We start from the raw sequence: 25,163 nt of genomic DNA on the forward strand, positions 1-25,163 counted from the left end.
CACGCGGCCTCACTCTTTTTTTTAAAGTATTTTATTTGCCGTATGCTCCTTTTTCCTTCAATGCCTTCCACACTTTGAATGGTGTGATCGGAATATCAAGATGCGTAATTCCGAATGGCGATAGAGCATCTATTATTGCGTTGGCAATTGCCGGTGGAGAACCAACCGTCGGGGATTCCCCCACACCTTTGGCACCTATTGGGTGGTGTGGCGAAGGAGTTACCACATGTCCCGTTTCCCATTTAGGTGATTCTACTGCTGTTGGCACCAGGTAATCCATTAAGGTACCGTTAAGGATATTGCCTGCCTCATCATAAATCAATTCTTCGTACATGGCAGGAGCAATGCCCTGTGTAAGTCCACCATGCACCTGTCCCTGCACAATCATAGGGTTGATGATATGGCCGCAGTCATCGATGGCGACAAAGCGGCGAACATGGATGCCACCTGTTTCTTTATCTATATCTACGACACAGATATAAGCACCTGAAGGGAAAGTAAGGTTTGGAGGATCGTAATAGTGTGTTGCTTCAAAGCCAGCTTCCATTCCCTGGGGGAAATTGGTATAAGCTGCGAACACCAATTCCTGTATGGTCTTTACCTTTTCCGGTGCACCTTTTACAAAAAATTTACCGGGCTCCCATTCCAGGTCATCTTCGCTGACCTCCAGTAAATAGGCAGCAATTTTTCTCGCTTTATCACGAAGTTTTCTTGCAGCCACGGCTGCTGCCGCTCCTGCTGTTGGTGTACTCCGGCTTGCATAGGTACCCAAGCCATAGGGAGCCGTATCGGTATCACCCTCTTCCACCTGGATGTTTTCAGCTGGTATACCTAACTCTTCGGCAATAATCTGGGCATATGTTGTTTCATGACCCTGACCCTGCGATTTTGTTCCAAAACGTGCAATGGCTTTGCCCGTTGGGTGTACACGGATCTCGGCACTGTCAAACATTTTAATTCCAAGAATATCGAAATCTTTGGAGGGGCCTGCTCCAACTATTTCTGTAAACGTTGAAATGCCTATTCCCATTAATTCGCCCTTTGCCCGTTTTTCGACCTGCTCTTTTCGAAGATCGGCATAACCCACTACATCCATTGCCTTTTGCAACCCGGCATGGTAATCTCCACTATCATAAATCCACCCGGTAGGTGAATGCCACGGGAAGTCTTCCTTTTTAATAAAATTGTCCATGCGCAATTGTGCAGGATCTTTACCTATCTCCAAAGCATAACGGTCGGTCATGCGCTCAATGGCATGCACTGCTTCAGTAACACGGAATGAACAGCGATAGGCAACACCTCCCGGTGGTTTGTTGGTATATACTGCATCTGCTTCCACAAAGGCAGTTCCATAATCATAAGAGCCGGTAGCTATGGAGAACAGGCCGGCTGGATATTTGGAAGGGTTGGCCGCAGCATCTGTGTATCCATGATCTGCTAAAACCTTAAATCTTGTTGCCAGGATTTTCCCCTCCTTTGTGCCAGCCATTTCAGCGGTGATGTGATAATCGCGGGCAAATGAATCAGCCTGCAGGTTTTCACTCCTGTCTTCAATCCATTTTACAGGTTTGCCCACAAGAAATGAAACAGCAATAGCAATAACATAACCAGGATAAACTGGTACTTTGCCACCAAAACCGCCACCAATATCCGGAGAAACAACCCTTATTTTTTCCTCTGTTAACCCAACATGGCCGGCCACCAATGCAAACACCGTTCGCAGAACGTGAGGCGCCTGTGTTGTCATATACATAGTAAGGTGGTTATTTATCTTGTCATAATCCGCAACACAACCGCATGTTTCGATAGAAGAAACATGTATACGGGGAATGTGCATCTGTTCCTTAACCACCACAGCCGCCTCAGAAAAAACCTTTTCTGTTTTTGCTTTATCACCCGCTTCCCAATGCCAGATGTGGTTATCGGTCTTACCGGGCTTATCTGTACGGAGCACGGGTGATGAAGGATCCATTGCTTTAAAAGGATCTACCAGTGCCTGCATAGGTTCGTATTCAACTTTTACTGCTTCGCGGCCATCGCGTGCTGCGTACCGGCTGGTTGCTATTACTGCCGCTACTTCCTGGGCCTGGTACATTACTGTATCGGTAGGCAATACCATTTGTGTGTCTGACATGATAGTAGGCATCCAATGGAGATTGTATTTTTCCAAGTCCTTACCGGTTATTACTGCAACTACGCCCGGCACTTTCATTGCCTCCGAGATATCTATGTTTTTTATTTTGGCATAGGCATATGGGCTGCGGGTAATATCCATGTACAGCATTCCATCCAACTTGATATCATCTACATAATGGCCTCTACCCTGAATAAACCGGATATCTTCCTTTCTTTTCATGGAATGGCCCATACCGCTGATCGCTTTTGATGTTTTACATTGTATCATAATGATCTTAATTGAAATTTTGATAAATAAGATTTAAACAAATTGAGGTTCTGTAGAGGCTGGTTCCACGCCACGGTTTTTTGCACTTGCATACTCAATAGCCTTTACGATATTATTGTATCCGGTACACCGGCAGAGATTTCCTGAAATACCCCACCGGATTTCTTCTTCCGTTGGATTGGGGTTATTCTCCAGCAATTCTATCGAACGCATGATCATGCCCGGAGTGCAAAATCCACAATGGAGACCATGGTTATCTTTGAATCCTTCCTGTAATGGATGCAGGTGACCATCTGCTCCGGCAACACTTTCAATAGTCCTGACCGATTTCCCGTTTGCCTGTACAGCGAGGATTGTACAGGATTTTACCGATTTGCCATCTAATAAAATAGTACATGCGCCACAAGTGGTGGTATCGCAGCCTATATGCGTTCCCGTTAGATTCAGATTTTCGCGTATCAGGTGTACCAGCAGGGTGCGGGGTTCCACATCCAAGGTATGTTGTACTTCGTTTACTTTTAAAGTTATTTCCATTTTTCCCGATTTTAAAATGTTTAATTGATTAATATTTTAATGGCTGCTTTATTTTGATATCCTTTCAACAGCTTTATGAATCATCCGCTTCACCAGCACAGCTACCATCGCACGTTTGTATTCTTCGCTACCACGCAAATCAGAGGAAGGACTGCAATCTTCAGATGCGTATTTGGCCGCTTCGGCAATGGTTTCATCTGTAATGGATTTACCCACCAATGCCTTTTCACTTCGCGATGCACGTAATGGTACAGGATTCACATTGGTAAGGCCAAAACCTGCTGCAGTGCAAACACCTTTGCTGTCAAGCGTTAGCTGTACAGCTACACCGGCTGTGGCATAGTCACCTACTTTTCTTTCCAGTTTGTGATAGGCGCTTCCGGTTCCGGCAGGAGGTTCAGGAATTTGAATTTCTGTAAGAATTTCTCCATGCTCTAAAGCGGTCATATAAAACCCATGGAAAAATTCATCGATGGCAATGCTTCTTTCCCCATTAGAACCGGTTGCTACAATGGTAGCATTTAAAGCGAGCATTACAGCCGGATGATCGTTGGCTGCATCACCGTGGGCGAGGTTGCCTCCAACGGTACCCCTGTTGCGAACCTGAGGGTCTGCGATCAATTTTGTAACGTCCGCAAAAATGGGGAAATATTTTTTCAGCAGGTCGGAGTGCTCAATTTCAGCTTCCCGGGTAAGGGCGCCGATTTTTATTACACCACCTTCTTCTTTAATGTGCGCAAGATTCGGGATGCCATTAATATCAATGAGCCATTCAGGATTGGCAAAGCGCAACTTCATCATGGGTATCAGGCTATGGCCACCCGAAAGAACTTTGGCGTCTTCTCCATATTTATCTAACATCGAAATGGCTTCGGCTAGGGTGCCTGGGGATGCGTACTGAAAGGACTGAGCAATCATAGTTGTTGTTTTTATTTATTGAAAATGAAATTCCGCAGACAAAAAGGAGCATTTCAAGGTTATGTTATTTCATTTCACAAAATAAACGCACAAAAAACGTTTAAAACGATGATCTTAATCAGCTAATTCCTGCTTTTGATCATTGGAAATTGAACAATTCTATTTCCGGATTTCTTAATGAAAAAATTCCTGAGTTTCCCAATAAAAAAGAGTAAGCTGCCATTCAGCCAAACACCGCAAAAGATAAGTGCCACTCCGCTGTAATATAAAGCAAGCCCACCGCCAAGAGCTACGCTGTATAAAAGGCAGGTTGATCCTGTAAAAGCCAGCAGTAATGCATATCTTGTTCGGTTATCCCGATAATTGAAAAGCATGCAAACCAGAACAATTCCACAAAAAAGCGCTGAAAGTATTAAGGTGGTTAAAGAAGAATGAGTATGTGTGTCCATGAAAGTTCCGGCCTGGTCACAAAGAACGAACGTGCTTGAAAAGGCCATGAAACAAAGAGGGCACTTAGGTAACAGTGCGAGAAGGATCCCCGCAAAAAAACTATATTTCTTCTTATTACCCGGGGGATATGGTTTATTAAACTTTGCGCAATGTTTTTTCTCAAATAACATAGCCGTATCGTAGAAAAAATTATTCTATGAATTTACACAAATTAAAGCGTATAATTATTTATTTTTTGAAACTATTTAAATAAAATAGGTTGAAAGTTTTCTCTAATCAAAAGCCTGTTTTATTTTGAGGACATGTGTGTAAATCCGAAGCAAAAGCCGGAAAGCCTTCGGCTTATATTAGCGATAATGTCCGTCCCTGTTCTTTTAAAAATGGAAAAGAAACCCTTAAAGCATATTAGGAAGGCGTTACTAACGTAATAGCATACACTGAAAATATTTTTACAGAAATTAAAGACGATGAATCGGAACAAAGAGCCATTCATTTAGGATAAAGCACGTGGGGCAATATTGGAATATAGAACAGATGATAAGACACACATTGCACATATCTTTGTTACAAATTATAAATTGAAAGAGTTAAAGATCAGGAGGGACTTAATTAGGTTTAAAAATATTGATTAATAATATGAAAATAGTTGTATTGGATGGATATACCCTCAATCCCGGGGATTTGAGCTGGCAATCTCTGCAACAGTTGGGTGAAACGGTGATTTATGATCGTTCAGCAAAAGATGAGACGGCTGACCGTATTGCAGATGCGAATATTGTGTTAACCAATAAGGTGTTACTAACGGATGAGATTATTGATAAGGCCGTTAACCTGAGATATATTGGCGTAATGGCGACAGGATATAATGTAGTTGATACAGTTGCTGCCGCCAAACGCAATATAAGGGTAACTAATGTGCCTGCCTATAGTACGGCGTCCGTGGCGCAACTTACTTTCGCCATTATACTGGAATTGTTTACTCACGTCTCAAGCTATGCGCAAAGCGTAAGCAACGGAGATTGGGTTCGCAGTAAAGATTTCAGTTATCAAAAGCACACTATGATAGAGTTGCAGGACAAAACTTTAGGTATTATAGGTCTCGGTAGAATAGGACAGGCGGCTGCTGCAATAGCACTGGCTTTTAATATGCGGGTAATTGCTTCCCATAAACATCCGGAAAGAGATAAAATGAACGGAGTTCGCTTTGTTGATGAAGAAGCCTGTTTCAGCGAGGCGGATATTGTAACCCTGCACTGCCCGCTCAATGAGCAAAATAAATATTTTGTAAACCAGCGGTTATTAAGGATGATGAAGCCTTCCGCTTTTTTAATCAATACGAGCCGGGGTGATCTTATTAATGAAAAGGATCTTGCACAGGCACTCAATACAGAACAAATTGCCGGAGCAGGATTGGATGTACTATCCGCCGAGCCGCCTGCTGCCAATAACCCATTGCTCCATGCAAAAAATTGCCTGGTAACTCCGCATATCGGCTGGGCCACCTACGAAGCACGTTCGCGGCTGATGTATGAAGTGGTGCAAAATGTACAGGCATTTATAAAGGGAGTTCCGGTAAATGTTGTTTCCTGATTTAGTTGTTAGTAAGCGGAGAATACACTCAATATTTCTTTTGCGATAGTAAATGAAGTGAACGACTTTACGCTTTGTCAGGGTCATTACAGACCAAGGGTAAAATCAAACTCTTAAGAATATCTTCTTTTTATACATAAAATATAAAAAGGCCCATTTTACCAATACAAAACAAATGGCCATAACAACAGCACCATAAGGATTGCCAATGAGTTGGCCCAGCCATTTAAAAAAACCATTGGTGGAATATTCCCAATTTATAAACCTGCCCGACATATAAATTAATATAGAATTCATCCCAACCACTCTAAAGAAAAATGCCCAGTTCCTGTAACCTAATACATCTATTAAATAAAATAATGCCAGCAGGAGCAAACTGATGCCACCAACATTTAGCACAAATGAGCTCGTCCAAAGATTTTTATTGATAGGAAAATCAAAATTCCAAAGAAGTGCAAGGCCTATAAAAACGATACCGGCAATAGCCATACTCAATGCTTTCTTACTACCGTTAGTATCCTTATTTTTTAAATAGCTGCCGGTAAGTATTCCCAGCAATCCTGTGCCTATCGCAGGTATTGTTGACATTAAACCCTCGGGGTCATGAATGGTAAGATAAAGCCTGCCGGATAAAATACTCCGGTCAATATATGAAGCGAAATTTCCCTGCATAGTAAGGTCGCCCATTGGATAACCCGGCGCCGAAGTAAATTTTAATAACAGCCAATAGCCAATGAGTAAAGCGCAGAACCAGATTATCTGTGCTGTTTGTTTTGAATAAATGTAAATGATATTGGCAAACATATAGGCCAAACCTATTCGTCCCAATACGCTGCCAAAACGTATTTCTGAAAGTGGCCTCAATTCCAGGCCATTATTATAAATAATTCCCAGCAAAACCAATATCAGGCCTCTTTTAACTACTCTCCATAAAACTTCGTTTTTAGTCTTTCCTTTTTGTAAGTCCCTTCCTACCGAATAAGGTGTGGCAACACCCGCAATGAAAAGAAATAATGGAAATATTAAATCATAAAAATGAAAACCATTCCATTCAGGATGAGTAAACTGGTTGGAAAGAACCATCCAGAACGGAGCATTGGTGGCTTTTGCCATTGAATGAAAAACTTCTTCGGCGCCCATTATCCAGAACATATCAAATCCGCGAAGGGCATCCAAGGAATAAAGCCGCTGGCTGATGAAATTATTTGGAGCTGCAATAATATTTTCTTTTAGTGGCAGTTCAGTTGAGGATATAGTCATACAATCGGTTTAGGGAATTCAAGTTATAAAAAATCATCAACATTACTAACATAATTTGATGCAAACTGCGGTAATGCCTTTTACAAAAGCAATATAACTTCGTTTGCTTGTTACTGTTAGTAAAAGATTTATTGTCAATAACATGATTATTTAACTTGGCATTGCCAGGTTAATCACCCTTTTACTTTCCAGCATTCTGCATGCTACATTAATAAAGACCAGATTTTTAACTGGATTGCGTTTTGTCGTCTAAGCGTTATATCAGAAACAGCAACGCGAAAAAAAATTACCTCATTACAAAGGGATAACTGTTGTAATGCTTCAATGCAAGCCCTGTTCCTTTTACCACGCTGGTAAGGGGGTCGTCAGCAATATGAACAGGAAGTTTAATTTTGGCGGCAAGCCTTTTATCCAAACCCCTGAGCAAAGCGCCTCCGCCGGTTAAGTAGATGCCACGACGATAAATATCAGAAGCCAGCTCAGGCGGTGTTGTTTCTAAAGCCTTTAATATTCCCTCTTCAATTTTAAAAATAGATTTGTCCATTGCTTCAGCCGTTTCCTGGTAGCTTACCATTATTTCTTTGGGAATGCCTGTTACCAGGTCTCTTCCGTGCACCGCCATATCCTGGGGAGGATTATCAATTTCTTTCATGGCTGCGCCAATTTGAATTTTTATCTGTTCAGCAGTCCGCTCACCTATGAGCAGGCTATGGTAGCGCCTGATGGCTTCCATAATATCCGCAGTAAATTCGTCACCCGCAATACGGATAGACTGATCGCACACAATCCCTGCTAATGCTACTACCGATATGCCCGTGGTTCCGCCGCCGATATCGATAATCATATTACCTACAGGCTCTTCCACATCAATACCTATGCCCAGTGCTGCTGCCATGGGTTCATGAATAAGGTAAACTTCTTTAGCGCCTGCCTGTTCGGCACTGTCTCTTACCGCCCGTTTTTCCACTTCAGTAATGCTGCTGGGAATACAAATCATCATTCGCCAGCCTGGGGCAAACATTGGTTTTTTAGGGTAGATTTTCTTAATCATTTCCCTTATCATCAATTCGGCCGCGTTAAAATCTGCAATTACGCCATCCTTTAGCGGGCGAATAGTCTTGATGCTTTCATGCGTTTTTTCATGCATCATCAATGCTTTTTTGCCTACCGCCACTACGTTTTTCGGATTATTCCTGTCTAATGCAATAATGGAGGGTTCATTTACCACTACCTCATCATTATGCATAATGAGAATATTTGCTGTGCCAAGATCTATGGCAATTTCTTGTGTAAAAAAATTAAAAAGACTCATGTTTTAATTGGGTGTTGAATTAGCAATACTGTAAAGATGTGGCAATTATTTTAATTTATAATTGTCTTTTACCCCAGGTTTATTGGAAGGTCAGATTTTTTAAGCACTGTGCGGTCTTCCCGCGGTTGCCTGTACGTAGCCTGCGAATGGCGATCTTTTGTCATTAAATCTTTCACAAATAGTAAATGAAAAAAAGTAAACGCTACATTAATTATATTTGAACCTTTTTTCAAATGCGATAACCTTTCGGGAATTCCGAGCAGGATTTCCGGCATACTATAATTAAAAAGAAGCCATATGAAAGTTCAAATATTTTTTCTTTCCGGTATTTTATTATTAGCGCTGCCCGTTATAACTATTGCGCAAGCTGGAAAAGAGATTACGACAGTAAAAGTGGATATGCATCGGGATAGTGTGTCTAATTATAAAGTGCCGCAGAAATCTACCACCTATGGAACTGTAACGGTAGAGGGTAAACGCATTAATTACGAAGCAGTGGCAGGCACGCTGGTGCTCAAAAATAAAGAAGACAGCCCTACCGTCAGCATGTCTTATATTGCTTATTTTAAAAATGATGATAAAGGTTCCGATCAGCGGCCAATAACCTTTATTTACAATGGAGGCCCCGGAAGTTCTACCATTTGGCTGCATATGGGCGCATGGGGACCTCAGCGTGTTTATCTTACTGACACAAGTCGCACCAAAGCACCATACAAAACTGTTAATAACGATTACAGTCTATTGGATGCAAGCGACCTTGTTTTTATCGATGCACCCGGCACCGGCTTTGGTAAATTAATTACTAAAAAAATGGGTGGGGCAGGTGATCCAAAGGATTTCTATGGCATTGATGAAGATGGTGATGCCTTTGCTTCATTCATCAACAAATTTATTTCTGATTACGGCAGGTGGAATTCGCCTAAATACCTTTTTGGCGAAAGTTATGGCACTTTCCGTTCTGCGGTGGTAGCCAACTTGTTACAGGGACGTTATCGCATCAGTCTTAATGGGGTGATACTTCTTTCCCAATTATTAACGTACGAGAATATGTCCGATGAAGCCAAGGCGCATCCCGGGAACGACTTACCTTATATACTGGCCCTTCCATCATTTGCAGCTACTGCATGGTATCACCATAAGTTGCCCAACCAGCCTGCTCAATTGGAGCCATTCCTGAAGGAGGTGGAGCATTTTGCGATGAATGAATATACGCTTGCTCTTAACAAAGGTGCTCTGCTTGATAGCACTTCATTTAATGAAATTGCAGATAAGCTGCATGACTTTACCGGCCTACCGTTAACGTATATACGTAAAGCGAATCTCCGGGTAAACGGACCTCAGTTTGAACAAACCTTACTTGGAACAGATAATGAAATTACCGGCCGGCTGGATGCCAGGTTTTCCGGCGATGCGGTGGATCCATTGAGCGAATATGCGCAGTATGATCCCATGGACTCTTATATCGATGGAGCCTTTGCAGCTACCTTTAATAATTATGTGCGTAGCCAGCTTAAATTCGGTGATGGCATGGATTATAAAGTATATGGTGATGTAGGTCCCTGGGATTTCAGGCGAAGAAAGGGCTCGGGAACTTACGCCAATGTAATGCCTGACCTTGCAAATGCAATGATCTACAATCCCGGGTTGAAAGTGATGCTGAACATGGGCTATTTTGATTTAGGCACTCCTTATTTTGAAAGTGAGTACGAAATGCATCACCTGCCCATGCCCATTTCGCTCCAAAAAAATATTGAATATGATTTATATTTTTCGGGACACATGGTTTACCTGCATCCTGAATCGTTGAAGCAATTGCATGATAATGTTGCCAGGTTTATTAGTACTACTCATTAATTTTTTCTGAGGTTCTTCAGTAAACAACGAAGCCCGCTCGAAAAATATACATCGATAGTATTCTGTAATATGTCGAAATAATTTACTTGTTTGTATTATCCATATTAGATTAGTATTACCAAACTTTTTTATATGGAATACGACAACGACCGGCCTGTAAAACCTGTTTATAAGACTGAGATATTTTACTGGATACTTATTTTTCTTTTTTATCCACTGATAAATTTCTTTACTTTTTTTTATCGGGATATTATTTTTCTGCTAATTGTTCTTTTAATTAGCTTGTTTACGTTTCCTTTTTACCTCGTTTATGCCAAAGCCGTTATTCCATGGATTGTTTCCAAAAAAGGTTTGGTTTGGCTAAGTGTTGCGGCTTTTGGATTTTATTTTATTATACTTGCTTTTCTATGGTTTATTTATTCTTTTGTTCACCTGGATGAGAACCCATTAAAGCTTCTTCAATCATTCCAGGCTTATTTCAATTTTTCTTCGGCTACGGTAGTACGTGAGAGCCTGTGGATTTTTGTGAACCTAACTTTTGCAACAAGTATAGCATATCTTAAAAAGCATTTTGATGAGGATAATCTTATAGCAGCACTTCAAAAAGATAATGCGAATTTTAAATTGAAATACTTGCGCTCGCAGTTAAATCCTCATTTTCTTTTTAATACTTTAAACAGTATTTATTCTCTTAGCCTGCAGAAATCGGATAAAGCGCCGGAAGTGGTAGTGAAACTTTCTGACCTGATGCGGTATATGATTTATGATTGTGACGAAGAAAAAATTCCTTTAGATAAGGAAATAGAATTTATCGGGAATTATATTGAGATTGAAAAAATAAGATACAACCCGGATGTTCGCTTTACGGTTGAAGGCGAGATAGAAGGAATAATGATTGAGCCTTTTTTATTCATCTCATTTATTGAAAATGGATTTAAACACGCATTCAATAATTCTTACAATGATGCCTTTATTTATGTAACCATAAAAGCAGGCCCCGGGCAAATTGTTTTAAACGTTATCAACAATACCAACATCGACCTGGAAACGCAGTCAAAAAAAATATTTGGCACAGGAATCAGGAAGAGCAAGAGTTTGCTGGAGCTGGTGTATCCCGATTCTTATGCACTCGATATTATTCAAACTGACAAAGAAGAACAAAGGAAAAGCGATTTAAGAATTACAAATGCAAAAAAGCGGCTGGAAGTATTGTATCCCGATTCTCACACCCTTGATGTAATTTTAAGTAAAAATGCTTACACGGTATCATTAATAATAAAATTAGATCCGCTTGATAAAATGCATCATAGTTGAAGATGAAACGCTTGCTCAACACGTTCTTCAAAGCCATTTGCAAAAGGTTGAAAGGCTAGAGCTGGTGGCTACTTGTAATAATGCACTTGAAGCCAAAGAAGTTTTGAATAAGCGGGAAGTTGACCTGATGTTTCTTGATATTCAACTGCCCGGAATGACCGGTCTAAATTTCTTACGCTCTTTGTCGAACCCTCCATTGGTTGTGCTTACAACGGCTTATGCGGAATATGCAGTAGAAAGCTATGAATATAACATAATAGATTATTTATTGAAGCCTGTTTCGTTTGAGCGTTTTTGCAAAACAATTAATAAAATTGTTGATGGTAGGTTGTTTACGCAGGATACAAAAGAGAAAGATAATTTGTCTGCCGACCACATTTTTGTAAAGAGTAACAGTAAATTTTTTAAAGTAAATTTTTCTGAGATCATTTATGTCGAGGGGATGAAAGATTATCTTAAAATTCAAACGGCGGGTTATAGTCTTGTAACGCTTCAAACAATGAATGAGATGGAGAAAATATTACCGATTACCCAATTTATACGGGTGCATAAATCATATATTATTGCAGTAGCATTTATTAAAAGTATTTATGGAAACAGTATTGAAATGGAAAATAAAACAATTCCCATAGGCGTTAATTATAAAGAGAAAGTGATGCATCTTATTAATAAAAGATAGTTTAATAACGAGTAAGTATATTCGAATATGATTTCTCTTTGTAAATAATTTCAGGATATAAAAATATCTTAAAAAGGCCCACAACTGGCACAGAAAGAAATAATTTATTGACCTTTGGTATAAAACTTGCCTTTAGTGGCAGCAACTCCGAACCTATGAAACGAATATTTGTATACGTTACTGTTATTTGCTTATCACTTTTTGTAAGCCTTACTTCTTTCCCCCGCAACAAAAGTTCGAACCCGGTTCAGGATATATTGAATCAAACCAATCAATTCAGGAGATCTCAAGGTTTAAATAATTTAATTATTATGAAGGGACTGAATGCCATAGCAAGAAAACATAGCGAAGACATGGCAAGTGGCCGAATAGGGTTTGGGCATGAAGGTTTTGACAAAAGGAATGCGATGGCAAATAAAGTTATCAAACACATGCATGATTTTGCGGAGAATGTAGCTTATGGTCCCACAACCGGTACAGCGGTTGTAAATCTTTGGAAAAACTCGCCGGGCCATCGCCGCAATATGCTGGGCCACTATAAATACATAGGTATTGGTATTGCAAAAGACAGGCAGGGCCGCATTTATTATACACAGGTTTTTGCAGGTTAAAATTTATTTTGAACCCGGTATGCTAAATAAAGTAAAACTGTTTACCCGTATCTTTAGAAAGGATTTCTGCAATGTGTTACATGGTCCGATATCGACAAAAAGTTTTGTGGATTAAATAAGATTTCAATTCCTTATAACAATAACAACAGTTATCATGATAGAGTTTGATCGCAGGACATTCCTGAAAGCAACTTCGCTGTTAATGGCAACACCATTTGTCCCAACTTTTATTGGTATGAAAAAGACAAAACGTCTTTTAGCATTTTCAACACTTGGCTGTCCCGACTGGGACTTTCAAAAAATTACAGACTTTGCGGCGGAACATGATTACAACGGCATTGAATTACGCGGCTTATTACGCCAGATGGATCTTGCCAAATGCCCTGAATTCAGTACTTCGCAAAATATAGCGGCTACACTTTCAGTTATGAAAGATAAAAACCTGGCTTTTGTTGATTTAGGTTCTTCTGCTAATCTGCATATTGCTGATGGTGCCGAAAGAAAGAAAAATCTAGATGAGGCAAAAAGCTTCATTGACCTGGCTCAAAAAATTGAATGCCCGTTTGTAAGAGTATTTCCCAACAAACTTCCGAAAGATAAAACCAAGAGTGAGGCGATGGATCTTATCACATCCGGATTACTTGGATTAGGGCAGTATGCAAAAGGGAGCAAAGTAAAAGTATTAATGGAAACCCATGGTGATGTCGTTTGGACAGAAGATATCTTGAAAATTATGCAATCAGCGTTTAATGATAATACAGGCTTAGTATGGGATATCACCAATATGTGGTCCATTACAAAAGAACCACCTGTTGAAGTATATCAAAAATTGAAAAAATATATTTGCCATACACATATTAAAGATTTGAAGATGATAGATGGCAAAGAACATTATATGTTGCTGGGGCAGGGAGAGGTTCCGATATTTACGGCTATAGATGTTTTGCAAAACGGAGGTTACAAGGGCTATTACAGTTTTGAATGGGAAAAATTATGGCATCCTGAAATTGAAGAACCGGAAGTGGCATTTGCTGATTACTCCAAAGTAATGTTGGAGCATTTTAATAAGGGCGTTTGATAGTATTGAAACCTATTCAAAGAAAATTAGTTGAGGAGTTATTTTATGCCAGATTCCACGTATATAAATAATAAAGCAAAAGCAAAAAATACCTACGATGCAATTGTTGTTGGCTCAGGTATCAGTGGTGGATGGGCCGCCAAAGAACTTTGTGAAAAAGGGTTAAAGGTTTTGTTGCTCGATCGTGGCCGTAACGTGGTACATGGGGATTATCCAACTGCTACAAAAAATCCATGGGAATTTACTCATCGTTTACACCTAACGCAGGAGGATAAACGAAAAAACTTTGTGCAAAGCAGACATTATTCTTTCCGCGAGGATAACAAACATTTTTATGTGGATGATCAGCAAAATCCGTATGATGAAATAAAACGCTTCGATTGGATAAGAGGGGATGTTGTTGGCGGGCGTTCTTTGTTATGGGCTAGGGCGTGTTATCGCTGGAGCGATATTGATTTTGAGGCAAACTTAAAAGATGGTCATGGTATTGATTGGCCCATACGCTATAAAGATATAGAATCCTGGTACGATTATATTGAAACTTTTATAGGAGTGAGCGGACATGCAGATGGGATACCCCAGTTGCCGGACGGAAAATATTTGCCTCCTTTCGAAATGAATTGTGTTGAGAAAGATTTTAAGCAAAAGGTTGAGTCAAAATTTCCTGGACGGAAAGTGATAATGGGACGCACGGCTAATCTTACCAAACCAGTGCAGGGAAGGGGACAATGCCAGGCTCGCGATCTATGTCACCGTGGTTGCCCTTACGGCGCTTATTTTAGCACTAACGCCAGCACCATACCCGCAGCTTATGCAACAGGGAACCTAACGGTCAGGCCACACTCGATTGTAAATAAAATTATTTATGACGAACAAAGGAAACGAGCTACAGGTGTAGAAATTATTGACACAGAGACTAAGCATGAAGAAACGTTTTATGCACGCCTGCTATTCCTCAATGCTTCTACTGTTGCCACTGCGTTTATTTTATTACATTCCACGTCTAACCGCTTTCCTAACGGACTGGGAAATGGGAGCGACCAGGTAGGTCGCAACCTCATGGATCATCATAAAGGAATTGAAATAACTGCCGATGTGGACGGATTTGAAAGTAGCTACTATTACGGAAGAAGGCCAACAAGTCTTTATATTCCGCGTTTCAGAAATATTACCGAAAAAAGCAAAGATTTTATACGCGGTTACTATTTCGGGGCAAGTGCCTACAGGCCGCCGCAACAAAAAGATGCACCCATTGGTGCGGCATTAAAGGAAGTACTCACGGAACCCGGTGCCTGGAAAATGGGGATGTGGACAGCCGGTGAATGCCTGCCTTATGCTGACAACAGAGTTACGTTAAACAATAATAAAAAAGATCAATGGGGGAGGCCGCTAATTGCAGTTGATTGTGAATTTAAAGAGAATGAAAATGCCATGCATAGGGATATTGCAGGAACGGGAAAGGAAATAATGGAAGCGGCGGGATTTAAAAATATTATTGTTGAAGACAATATGTCTTTTCCGGGTAATAGTAATCATGAAATGGGTACAGCCCGCATGGGCCTCGGCCCGAAGACTTCGGTTTTAAATAAATTCAATCAAATGCATGAGGTACCCAATGTATTTATTACAGATGGTTCCTGTATGGTTTCCAGTGCCTGTCTCAATCCTTCGTTAACTATATGGCCCTTACAGCAAGGGCTTGTGACTATGCTGTAAAAGAAATGAAGAAAACGAATATTTGATTAGGAGCGAAATAAACTATTGAGTAAATGTATTTTGATTCTTAAGCGATCCTGGTTTTTAAACTCCCATATATTGTCAGGGTTTCGGGTTTCAAATTATTTTTTAAGCTATTAAATGATGAAGTAAATTTTTGAATATTTTTTTTGTTTTCAATCACATCAATAACTTCATCGCCGGCAGAATGACTTTGAATGGTTGCAGTTTCATTTAACACTTTCATTTTTATTTCTGCATTCCATGAAAAAAAACCATTATTAGTGTAGGCGGTAAATCCGGTGCCGTTAATATCACCAAAAACCCATCCTAACTGTTTTGTTGCTTCAATCGCCAGGGCGAGAAATTGTTCCGCAGTTAAATCATCAAGCGGTAACTGTTGAATTTGCTTTTGTTTAAATTCCATTTTCATTGTAGTACTTTTTTTGCAGTTTAGTGGTTCTTTTAAAATGTTATTAGCATCTAAGTAAAGGGTGGATTATTACCTCCTTTATTTAGGTACAAATAAGATATAAAGGATTGCGGCCAATAATTACAACTGTTTGGGAAAGTCGTCTGGAGACAATGTAATTATGTAAGCTTAGAGATTTTCAAAAGATGAGAGGAAATGTACAAGAAGATTAATTCGTGGGCATAAAAGTAGAGAACTTTTTTGTTATTTGCAACTTAAATTAAAAAAATAAATATCCGTGTACGCAGAAATTTTTTTATTTAAGGTATAAAAGCATTGAAGATAATAAATTCATTTTGAGACAGGGTATTTTCATAAATAACCAGGGCGAATGAATCGGTAAAAAAAATGAATAATTTATTTCCGTGATCTCTGCCTGGTGAATGTAGGTTCTACTTGCTTAAGCTTATACGTAACACCCGTCCCGGATTTGTATGCCTGTAACAAGGTACCAACCTTCCCATGTATTTCATAAAAATAAAAAGTTGTAGCATCCCAATTGTCTCCATCGGTTTTCCTTTCTACATATATAACTTACCCGGTTTCGAAGATTCTGATTGGTATAGACCTGAAAAACCATCAATGCTCCTTTGTAAAAGAGTATATACGTCGTCTTATGCAGTCATGGGAATTCCTTCTTTTAACGTTGAGATGACAACCAATCTTGCAATGCTGTAATGAAAAAATTTGCCTGTTTTCAGAATTTGTAATATGTTTGAACATATGAACAAAATACCTTTATTGGACCATGATAGCAAAGTACCTCTTCACCTGCAGGCTGAAGAACAATTGAGAAAACTGATAAGGGAAAACCATTTCAAAGAAGGAGATCTTTTTCCAAAGGAAACAGATCTTGCGAGGCGCTGGGGTATATCGCGAAATACGCTGAGGCAGGGTATCAGCAATCTGGTTAAAGATGGGATATTGGAAAGAAAGAAGAGAATGGGTACTACTGTGAAAAAGAAAAAGATATCAACTGATCTTAGTAACTGGTTCAGTTTTACACATGAGATGGAAGATAAGGGCATTCCTTTTAAAGACCTGGAAAGTAAGATTGCTTTTGTAAAGTCAAACCAGGAAGTGTCAAAACGGTTGCAGATTCAACCGGGTACATCAGTAGTTTGCCTCGAACGTACCAGGAGCACCAGCCGAAATCCAATGGTGTATTTTGAGTCTTTTTTCCATCCAAGAATTGGCTTAACCGGTAAAGAAAATTTTAAGCGCCCCCTTTATGAAATGCTGGATGAAATCTTTCATATCGTACCGGTTTACTCGCAGGAAGAAATCAGGGCTGTTGCGGCAAATGAAAAAATTATAGATCTTCTGAAAATTAAAAAAGGAGCACCAGTTCTCGAACGCAAACGAGTTGTGTTAGATTCCGGAAGAAGGCCCATCGAGTTTAATATCTGCTATTACAGAAGTGACTGGTTTACCTACAATATAGAAATTAAACGTCCGGGATAAATGATGCAGCCGGGGAAATATATAGGACTTGACGTGGGCGGCAGTCATGTTACTGCAAGTCTAATTGATACATGCATAACCCCAGATCAACCTTTGCATTTGCTACGGAAAGATATTAATGCTTTTGGCAAGGCATTCAATATTATCACTGACATTGGCAGTTGTATCAATGAAATATTGATTGGCGATATAAAGATTGACGCGGTGGGGATTGCATTTCCCGGACCATTTAATTATGAAAAAGGGGTTTGTGCCATTGCTAATGTTGGAGGAAAATTTGAACAGACTTTCGGTCTTCATGTAAAGCAGGCGTTGAAAGATATCACTGGCTTAAACGATACTATATTTCGTTTTTCAAATGATGCACACTGCTTTGCCACTGGAGCGTTTTATCGCCATCAATTGAGCAGTAAGAGAACTGTTTTTCTTACGCTGGGAACCGGTTTTGGCTCCGCATTTATGAAGAACGAAGTTTTATTGTATAACGATCCGGCATTACCTGCGTCAGGCACATTTTATGACCAGGATTTTTTATTGACAAAAGCAGATGATTATTTTTCAACACGCTGGTTTTTGAACGAATACCGGTATCTCACTGGTAAAGAAATTTCATCTGTCAAAGAACTGGTTAATACAGATCCTGAAATTGCGACTTCTATTTTTTGGGAATTTGGATCAAACCTCGGTTATTTTCTTTTGCCATGGTTACAGCAATTTGAATGCGACGAATTGGTAATAGGTGGAAATATTTCTAAAGCGAATGAGTTTTTTGTATCATCGTTAAAAAAACGGTTAGGAATAATCAGTGAGCACATAAATATTGTTTTTTGCGACGACACCGAAGATTGTATATTAACAGGCGCTGCTATTCTTGCTGCAGAACGTAACGAAGCACAAGTTGCTCTAAATAAAAGAAAAACCACCCAGCATTTATTACCAGTAACTTCTATTTTGGCAAATCATTCCTCTTACAATATTTTCCCTTCGTTTCACTCTGATTACGAAGTGAACAAAGGCTTTAATTCATTGGCAGACAAAATCAGTATAGAAAGAATAGTTACAATCGATGGATACGGAGGGGTATTATGGGGAACCTTCCGCCAACAATTGCATAAAGCCTTATCAGCAAAGAAGAAAAGTGTTTTTTGGTATGACATCAATGCCTGTTTGAAATCGCCAGGCGAAATTGAAAAAATGATTGAAGAGAATCTTAATGGAGATGATCCTGTATTTGGCAAAAAATATAAGGGAAGTCTTGCGGATTTTTTTGACAATAAAAAGCTGGAGCTGCTTCATCCGGATCCGGATGCTGAGATATCGATTGTATATGGTACCGGTGCTACGTTAAGCAATTGGCAGGGATTATTGGTTTACGCCGATGTACCTAAAAATGAAATTCAATACCGAATGAGGGCGGGCAGTATTAATAATATTGGGAGCAGTAAAGTGAGTTCTAACACGCAAATGTATAAGCGATTTTATTTTGTTGACTGGCCGGTACTAAATAAACACAAAGAACAACTACTTAATAAAATACATTGCATCGTTGATGAACAACGCATCGACGAAATAACATGGATGGATGGCAATGATTTTAGAAATACCCTCAATGAAATATTACAACAGCCTTTTCGTGCCAGGCCCTGGTTTGAAGCCGGAGTTTGGGGAGGCGACTGGATGAAGAAGAATATAACTGGTTTGAATAAAGAAGAAATAAATTATGCATGGTCGTTTGAATTAATTACTCCTGAAAATGGAATTGTTATTGAGGGGAATAAAAATTTGCTTGAGATTTCATTCGACTTCCTTTTATTTTTTGATAATAACAAACTGCTGGGCAGAGCTGCAATGCGATTTGGAACAGAGTTTCCCATTCGATTTGATTTTTTAGATACTTATGATGGTGGTAATCTTTCTATCCAATGTCATCCACGAACAAATTATATCCGGGAAAAATTTGGAGAAAATTTCACGCAGGATGAAACGTATTACATACTCGATTGCGAACCGGATGCAAAAGTTTATTTAGGGTTTCAAAATGATATTGATCCGTGTGCATTCAAAACTGCTTTATTGGATGCGCAAAATACGGGTGTCGAAATGCAGGCGGAAAAATATGTACAAAAGCACGCTGCGCATAAACATGATCTTTTTCTTATTCCCAACGGAACGATCCATGCTTCCGGTAAAAACAACATGGTGCTAGAGATCAGTAGTACGCCCTACATCTATACTTTTAAAATGTACGATTGGCTGCGGCTGGACCTGAACGGCCAGGCCCGTCCTATCAATATTGATCACGCCTTCAACAATCTTTACTTCGACCGGAAAGGTTCATATGTGCAGGACAAATTAATATCGCACCCTGTTGTTGAACAAGAGTGGAAGGGTGGCAGAAAAATAAAATTGCCAACACATGAAGAACATTTCTATACTGTTGACCGATACGAATTTACCGGGGAGGTTCAAATCAATACTAATAATCAATGCCATGTATGTATGTTGGTTGAAGGAGATAGGGTAGAAGTTACAGTTAATAAAAAGACGACTCCTTTCCATTATGCTGAAACCTTTGTTATTCCGGCCTCGATTGAAAACTATTCTGTGCACTATCGCGGAAATGCCAAAGCATTCCTTGTTGTTGCTTACGTAAAGGAAGAATGTTGTTTTAAAATTTAAACAAAAAAATGCAAAAGGACAATTCTATTCAATTGGGGCAGTTGGCATTGATAGTTATAACAGCTACGCTGGGTGGTTTTTTATTTGGCTTTGATACTGCGGTTATTTCCGGCACCATAAGTTTTGTGAAGGTGCAATTTAATATGGGTTCGCTGATGGAAGGCTGGTATGTGAGTTCTGCCTTGTTGGGTTGTATTGCAGGTGTGGCGGTAAGTGGCAAGTTGGGAAATATCTTAGGCCGTAAAAAAGTAATGTTGATAGCTGCTTTTTTATTTGCTATTTCTGCATTTGGTTGTGCATTTACCCAGGGTTCTTTTATGCTTATTTGTTTTCGTCTAATCGGGGGGTTAGGTATTGGAATGGCTTCAGTAATCTGTCCCATGTACATCGCAGAAATTGCACCGTCACAATTAAGAGGAAAATTGGTAACCTATTATCAGCTCGCCATTACCATCGGTATCCTCGTAGCTTATTTTTCAAATTCTACAATCCAGGCCGGAGCTGCAGTTTCAACAACCGGTGGCGGATGGATGCATTTAATTTTTTCGGAGGAAGCATGGAGAGGAATGTTTGTAGTTGGTATTATACCGGCACTTGTTTTTTTAATAATGGTATTCTTGATTCCTGAGAGTCCGCGTTGGCTGGCATTGAAAAAAAGAACTTCGGAAGCTGAAAATGTTTTATTTAAAATATCAGGCGCCGAACACGCAAAGTCAGAATTAAAAGTAATACAGGATTCACTTGAGAATACATCAAATAAAAAGCTCAAAGATCTATTCAAAGGAAACATGCGGAGACCTTTGTTTATCGGGATAATCTTAGCAGCGCTATCACAATTCAGCGGCATCAATGCAATAATATATTACGGTCCTACCATTCTTGAAAAAGCAGGCTTTCAATTGGGCGATGCGTTAGGAGGACAAGTAACCATTGGTATGGTAAATATGTTGTTCACGTTTGTTGCTATTTATTTTATTGATAAAGTTGGAAGAAAGCCCCTGTTGTTGTGGGGCATAGGGGGCGCTATATTATCACTCATATTGGCATCGATATTATTTTCTGCAAATATTTCGAATGGCTGGGTTGTATTGGTTCCTGTTATTCTCTTTATCGCCTGTTTTTCATTTTCTTTTGGACCCGTTACCTGGGTAATTATTTCGGAGATATTTCCAACAAACTATCGAAGCGAAGCCGTGGCAGTCTCAACGATGAGCCTATGGATAGCTAACTGGATCGTGGGACAATTTTTTCCTTTATTGCTTCATGGTGCGGGGGCTTCGGTAACATTTTTGGTATTTGCACTTTTCAGCGCTTATGCTTTTTATTTAACATGGAAAAAAATTCCGGAAACTAAGGGAAAAAGCCTGGAAGAAATTGAAAAATTCTGGCGGTTGGAAAACACATAAGCTTTAAATAATTCTAAACATTTTAATTTATAAATGTATGCAACCGGATAACTTTTATCAAAGATTGAAAATTATCATGTCAGTTTTTGCTTTGATATTTTTTTCGCAAAATATAACGGCTCAGAAAGTAGTTCCCTTCTTTGGAAAAATAAACTGGATCAGCGGTTACGCCAAAGAAATCAGTGGTGAAAATATTAGCTATTTTTCTGCCTTCCCTGATTATGCAACTACGGCTTTATTAACACGGACCACGGACGGAAAAAAGGTTATTGAATGGGAGACTGCACCTGTTCCAAAAAATGCTAAAGGCAAATACGTATATTTTAGTTGGGTGGCAGGACACTCTTCAGGCACCAGCGGCGGCAACCGCAATTTTGATTTGTATGTTAATGATAAAAAGGTTTTGACATTTACTACATTTCCCAATCATCAAAAGCCCAATTGGGAATTTGTTGCACCGGATAGTTCTGCATTGGTATTTGAACAAACAAAAAGGGACGGCGCAAACGATGCCCATGGGTTTAATTATTTAAGGCTTCCTCTAAGTAGCGTCAAACCTGGTTTCCCTGTTACAATAAAAGTAATTGGTGAGGCACAAAACAGTAACGACTGGTATATGGCCTTCAAATTTTCATTTGAAGAAAAGGCCGACATACATCCTATGCCATTCCTGTTAAAAAACGGTAAGCAGCCTATTGCATTAACTGCTTTACATTTTGAAAAAAATGAAACGCTGCGGGTTAAGGTTAATCATAAAGAAGTATATTCATTTATCGAAAAAGATGGAATCAATAATTTTGATATTCCGGTAAATGCTGTTGCACATGAAGACAGTGTGTTTGTTAATATTTCTGTTGGCAAAAAAACACTGGTTGACCAATTTGTGTACCTGAAACCGGTTGTTTACAGGGAACTGGATTTCATTCATAATTCACATACCGATATAGGCTACTCGAATGTTCAGCCTGAAATAGTAAAGATCCATAACAAGAATATTGATGATGCATTGCGCATGATAGATAAAACAAAAGACTATCCTGTGGAAGCAAAATTTAAGTGGAATGTCGAATCTCTTTGGGCTGTTGAAAATTATTTACAACAGGCATCACCTGCTCAAAAAGAAAAATTTATTAAGGCTGTAAAAGAAGGGAGCATTGGCTTGTCTGGGTTATATGCGAATATTCTAACGGGTATGAGTGAGCCTGAAGAAACGTTTCATTACACTGACTATGCTGACAAACTGAGAAAAGAATTTGGTTTTACGATCAACAGTGCGATGATCTCTGATGTTCCAGGTTATGCTTGGACAACAGTGACTGCTCTTGCCAAAGGAGGCGTAAAATATTTTTCAAGCGGACCTAATTTCCTTGGAGAGAGCCATCCCTATTTGGGAGACCGGGTTGGATACTTTTTAAAAGCATGGGGGGATAAACCCGTATGGTGGACTTCTCCGTCAGGCGATGAAAAAATTCTATTCTGGACTGCAGGAAAAGGATATTCATCATGGCATGGAACCGGCCCGGGGGGCGTATTTGACAGGGGTCCTAAGAAAATAGCTACCTACTTGGATGAATTGGCTGCGGAAAAATATCCTTACGATATAGTGCAGTGGAGGTATAATATTGTTTCTGATAATGGGCCAATTGATACCACCATTTCAGATTTTGTAAAGCAATGGAATGAAAAATATGCCTCGCCAAAAATCATCTTAAACACAACACAAGAACTTTTTGAAAAATTCGAAAAAAAATATGGGAGCAGCATTCCTGTGGTAAAAGGCGATATAACGCCCTATTGGGAAGATGGCGCTCTTTCTACCGCTTATGAAGAAGATAAAAACAGGATAAACAGTTTGCGGCTGCAACAGCTCGCAACATTATATGCGATGCTTAAGCCAAAGGAATATAAAAAGGATAAATTTTATGAAGCGTGGAGAAATATCATAATGTTCCATGAACATACCTGGGGTGCCTATAACAGCACTTCGGAGCCGGACCTTCCATTTGTTGCCGAACAATGGCGTATAAAAAAACAATTTATGTTGGATGCTGATAAAGAGATTGACACTTTAGAAAAAAAATTGTTTCAGCCGATAAGTAATATTCAATCAAGAAAAATTGCGGTATTCAATACATCTTCATGGAGCCGTACCGGGCCTGTAATAATTCCGGCAGACGTTACAGGGAAGTCTGTAAAAAATGCTTCAGGCGAAAAAATGCCGTTACAAAAATTAAGTGATGGTACTTCTGTTTTTATTGCGGGTAACGTGCCACCGTTAGGGACTTCCGTTTTTGAAATTACCGATGAAGAAGTTCCTGCGGCGGATGAAAATTTCATAGTTACAGACAGTTCTTTATCTAACGGTCACGTATGGTTGCGTTGGGATAAGACTAACGGGAGCATAACAACTTTAGAAGATAGAACCAATTTCAATTTTGCGGGAAGTTTTGATAACCAGGGATTGAACAGCTACTGGTATGTGCCGGGTTACAATCCTGCCGATGCTGAAACGAATGGGAAAGTGCAGGTAAAAGTTTTAGAAAGCGGGCCGATGCTTACAACTATCGCTATCACTTCTGATGCGCCCGGCGCTAATAAATTGGAAAGAAGAATATCCTTATATGCAGAAAGCAATGAAGCAGAAATTGAAAATATTATAGACAAGAAAGCTATCAGAAAAAAAGAAGCCGTTCATTTTGGATTTCCTTTTAATTCATCACTTATTAACACAACGGTAGACGCAGGTTATGGTACTATGAAATACCTGGCAGATCAGTTACCGGGATCGAACATGGACTTTTTATATGGCAGAAGATGGTTAGACGCTTCAAAGGCCCACAAAGGTTTGCAATTAATAGTACTCGAAACACCTTTATTGGAACCTGATAGTATGATTGATGAAAGGTTATTGGTAAATCAAAGTCTTAAGAAGTGGAAAAAAGACGGCAAGCCAACATCAACATGGTTTAGTTATGCCATGAACAATTACTGGTATACCAATTATAAAGCTGACCAGGGAGGGGTTGCTCATTTCAGGTATGCGTTAAGACCTCATGGGATGATCAATTCTTCAGAGATGGAAAGGTATGCTGAAGCATTTACACAACCATTAATAGCGATTCCGGTTAACAATGAAGAAGCACTTCCTTCGGAATTATTTGCATTAACAAGTAATCGTATTGTCGTTAGCAGCATCACTCCTTGTGATGATGGCAATTACCTGGTGAGGATTTATAACCCCGAAGCTGCGGCAGAAAAAACAGGATTTATATGGAAAGATATTAAACCGTTAGACCTTATGAATGTTGATACCGGATTACAAATTCCCATTAATGAAAATATTACCGTAGAAGGTATGGGTGTGGCGGATATAGAATTTAAAATGCACTAGAAGAATATATAAGGTGATACAGAAATATTTT

At 39.5% G+C, this 25,163-nt stretch carries 19 protein-coding genes; 11 read left to right on the top strand and 8 right to left on the bottom strand.

Features of this window, described 5'->3' with window-relative positions:
- Positions 1-31 precede the first annotated feature (31 nt).
- The 4 genes from FW778_RS18065 to FW778_RS18080 all read right to left on the bottom strand — a co-directional run bounded on the left by FW778_RS18065 (position 32) and on the right by FW778_RS18080 (position 4,353).
- Positions 32-2,404, bottom strand: coding sequence for an aerobic carbon-monoxide dehydrogenase large subunit (locus tag FW778_RS18065; RefSeq protein WP_150416265.1), 2,373 nt, complete (start codon positions 2,402-2,404; stop codon positions 32-34).
- Between the two features lie 33 nt (positions 2,405-2,437).
- Positions 2,438-2,938, bottom strand: a complete 501-nt coding sequence (locus tag FW778_RS18070) for a (2Fe-2S)-binding protein (RefSeq protein ID WP_150416266.1) — start codon at positions 2,936-2,938, stop codon at positions 2,438-2,440.
- A gap of 48 nt (positions 2,939-2,986) precedes the next feature.
- Positions 2,987-3,856, bottom strand: coding sequence for an FAD binding domain-containing protein (locus FW778_RS18075; RefSeq protein ID WP_150416267.1), 870 nt, complete (start codon positions 3,854-3,856; stop codon positions 2,987-2,989).
- Between the two features lie 122 nt (positions 3,857-3,978).
- The gene (locus tag FW778_RS18080; RefSeq protein WP_150416268.1) at positions 3,979-4,353 is read right to left on the bottom strand and encodes a hypothetical protein; all 375 of its coding nucleotides are present in this window, start codon (positions 4,351-4,353) and stop codon (positions 3,979-3,981) included.
- Positions 4,354-4,942: 589 nt separating this feature from the next.
- Between FW778_RS18080 and FW778_RS18085 the strand changes: the two genes are divergently transcribed.
- The gene (locus FW778_RS18085) at positions 4,943-5,896 is read left to right on the top strand and encodes a D-2-hydroxyacid dehydrogenase (protein WP_150416269.1); all 954 of its coding nucleotides are present in this window, start codon (positions 4,943-4,945) and stop codon (positions 5,894-5,896) included.
- A 105-nt stretch (positions 5,897-6,001) separates the two neighbouring features.
- On the opposite strand, the gene FW778_RS18090 is transcribed toward FW778_RS18085, so the two are convergent.
- From FW778_RS18090 to FW778_RS18100, 3 genes are all read right to left on the bottom strand, one after another.
- Positions 6,002-7,156: an acyltransferase family protein gene (locus FW778_RS18090; protein WP_150416270.1), complete on the bottom strand. Its 1,155-nt coding sequence runs from the start codon at positions 7,154-7,156 to the stop codon at positions 6,002-6,004.
- A 286-nt stretch (positions 7,157-7,442) separates the two neighbouring features.
- Positions 7,443-8,468: a rod shape-determining protein gene (locus tag FW778_RS18095; protein ID WP_150416271.1), complete on the bottom strand. Its 1,026-nt coding sequence runs from the start codon at positions 8,466-8,468 to the stop codon at positions 7,443-7,445.
- Positions 8,469-8,536: 68 nt separating this feature from the next.
- Positions 8,537-8,743, bottom strand: a complete 207-nt coding sequence (locus FW778_RS18100) for a hypothetical protein (protein WP_150416272.1) — start codon at positions 8,741-8,743, stop codon at positions 8,537-8,539.
- 22 nt (positions 8,744-8,765) lie between these two features.
- Here FW778_RS18100 and FW778_RS18105 point away from each other — a divergent pair, with 22 nt between their 5' ends.
- The 6 genes from FW778_RS18105 to FW778_RS18130 all read left to right on the top strand — a co-directional run bounded on the left by FW778_RS18105 (position 8,766) and on the right by FW778_RS18130 (position 15,720).
- Positions 8,766-10,322 (top strand): S10 family peptidase, encoded by a 1,557-nt coding sequence (locus FW778_RS18105; protein WP_202552340.1) that lies wholly within the window; start codon positions 8,766-8,768, stop codon positions 10,320-10,322.
- A gap of 132 nt (positions 10,323-10,454) precedes the next feature.
- Positions 10,455-11,636, top strand: a complete 1,182-nt coding sequence (locus tag FW778_RS18110) for a sensor histidine kinase (protein WP_150416273.1) — start codon at positions 10,455-10,457, stop codon at positions 11,634-11,636.
- Positions 11,614-12,315: a LytR/AlgR family response regulator transcription factor gene (locus tag FW778_RS18115; RefSeq protein WP_150416274.1), complete on the top strand. Its 702-nt coding sequence runs from the start codon at positions 11,614-11,616 to the stop codon at positions 12,313-12,315. Before FW778_RS18110 ends, FW778_RS18115 begins: the two co-directional genes overlap by 23 nt.
- A gap of 155 nt (positions 12,316-12,470) precedes the next feature.
- Positions 12,471-12,926, top strand: coding sequence for a CAP domain-containing protein (locus FW778_RS18120; RefSeq protein ID WP_150416275.1), 456 nt, complete (start codon positions 12,471-12,473; stop codon positions 12,924-12,926).
- Between the two features lie 154 nt (positions 12,927-13,080).
- Positions 13,081-14,004, top strand: a complete 924-nt coding sequence (locus tag FW778_RS18125) for a sugar phosphate isomerase/epimerase family protein (protein WP_150416276.1) — start codon at positions 13,081-13,083, stop codon at positions 14,002-14,004.
- A 45-nt stretch (positions 14,005-14,049) separates the two neighbouring features.
- Entirely contained in the window at positions 14,050-15,720 is a 1,671-nt protein-coding gene (locus FW778_RS18130; RefSeq protein WP_317132384.1) for a GMC family oxidoreductase, read from the top strand.
- Between the two features lie 67 nt (positions 15,721-15,787).
- Here the strand turns inward: FW778_RS18130 and FW778_RS18135 are convergent, their stop codons facing one another.
- On the bottom strand, positions 15,788-16,153 hold the full coding sequence (locus tag FW778_RS18135) for a hypothetical protein (protein WP_150416277.1): 366 nt from the start codon (positions 16,151-16,153) through the stop codon (positions 15,788-15,790).
- Between the two features lie 762 nt (positions 16,154-16,915).
- Between FW778_RS18135 and FW778_RS18140 the strand changes: the two genes are divergently transcribed.
- From FW778_RS18140 to FW778_RS18155, 4 genes are all read left to right on the top strand, one after another.
- Positions 16,916-17,656, top strand: a complete 741-nt coding sequence (locus FW778_RS18140) for a GntR family transcriptional regulator (RefSeq protein WP_150416278.1) — start codon at positions 16,916-16,918, stop codon at positions 17,654-17,656.
- Complete coding sequence (locus tag FW778_RS18145; RefSeq protein WP_150416279.1) at positions 17,657-20,335, top strand: ROK family protein; 2,679 nt, start codon at positions 17,657-17,659, stop codon at positions 20,333-20,335.
- Positions 20,336-20,343: 8 nt separating this feature from the next.
- Positions 20,344-21,741, top strand: a complete 1,398-nt coding sequence (locus tag FW778_RS18150) for a sugar porter family MFS transporter (protein WP_150416280.1) — start codon at positions 20,344-20,346, stop codon at positions 21,739-21,741.
- A gap of 76 nt (positions 21,742-21,817) precedes the next feature.
- On the top strand, positions 21,818-25,132 hold the full coding sequence (locus FW778_RS18155) for a glycoside hydrolase family 38 N-terminal domain-containing protein (RefSeq protein ID WP_150416395.1): 3,315 nt from the start codon (positions 21,818-21,820) through the stop codon (positions 25,130-25,132).
- Positions 25,133-25,163 lie beyond the last annotated feature (31 nt).

It is taken from the genome of Ginsengibacter hankyongi (genome assembly GCF_008710285.1).
Classification (GTDB): Bacteria; Bacteroidota; Bacteroidia; order Chitinophagales; family Chitinophagaceae; genus Ginsengibacter; species Ginsengibacter hankyongi.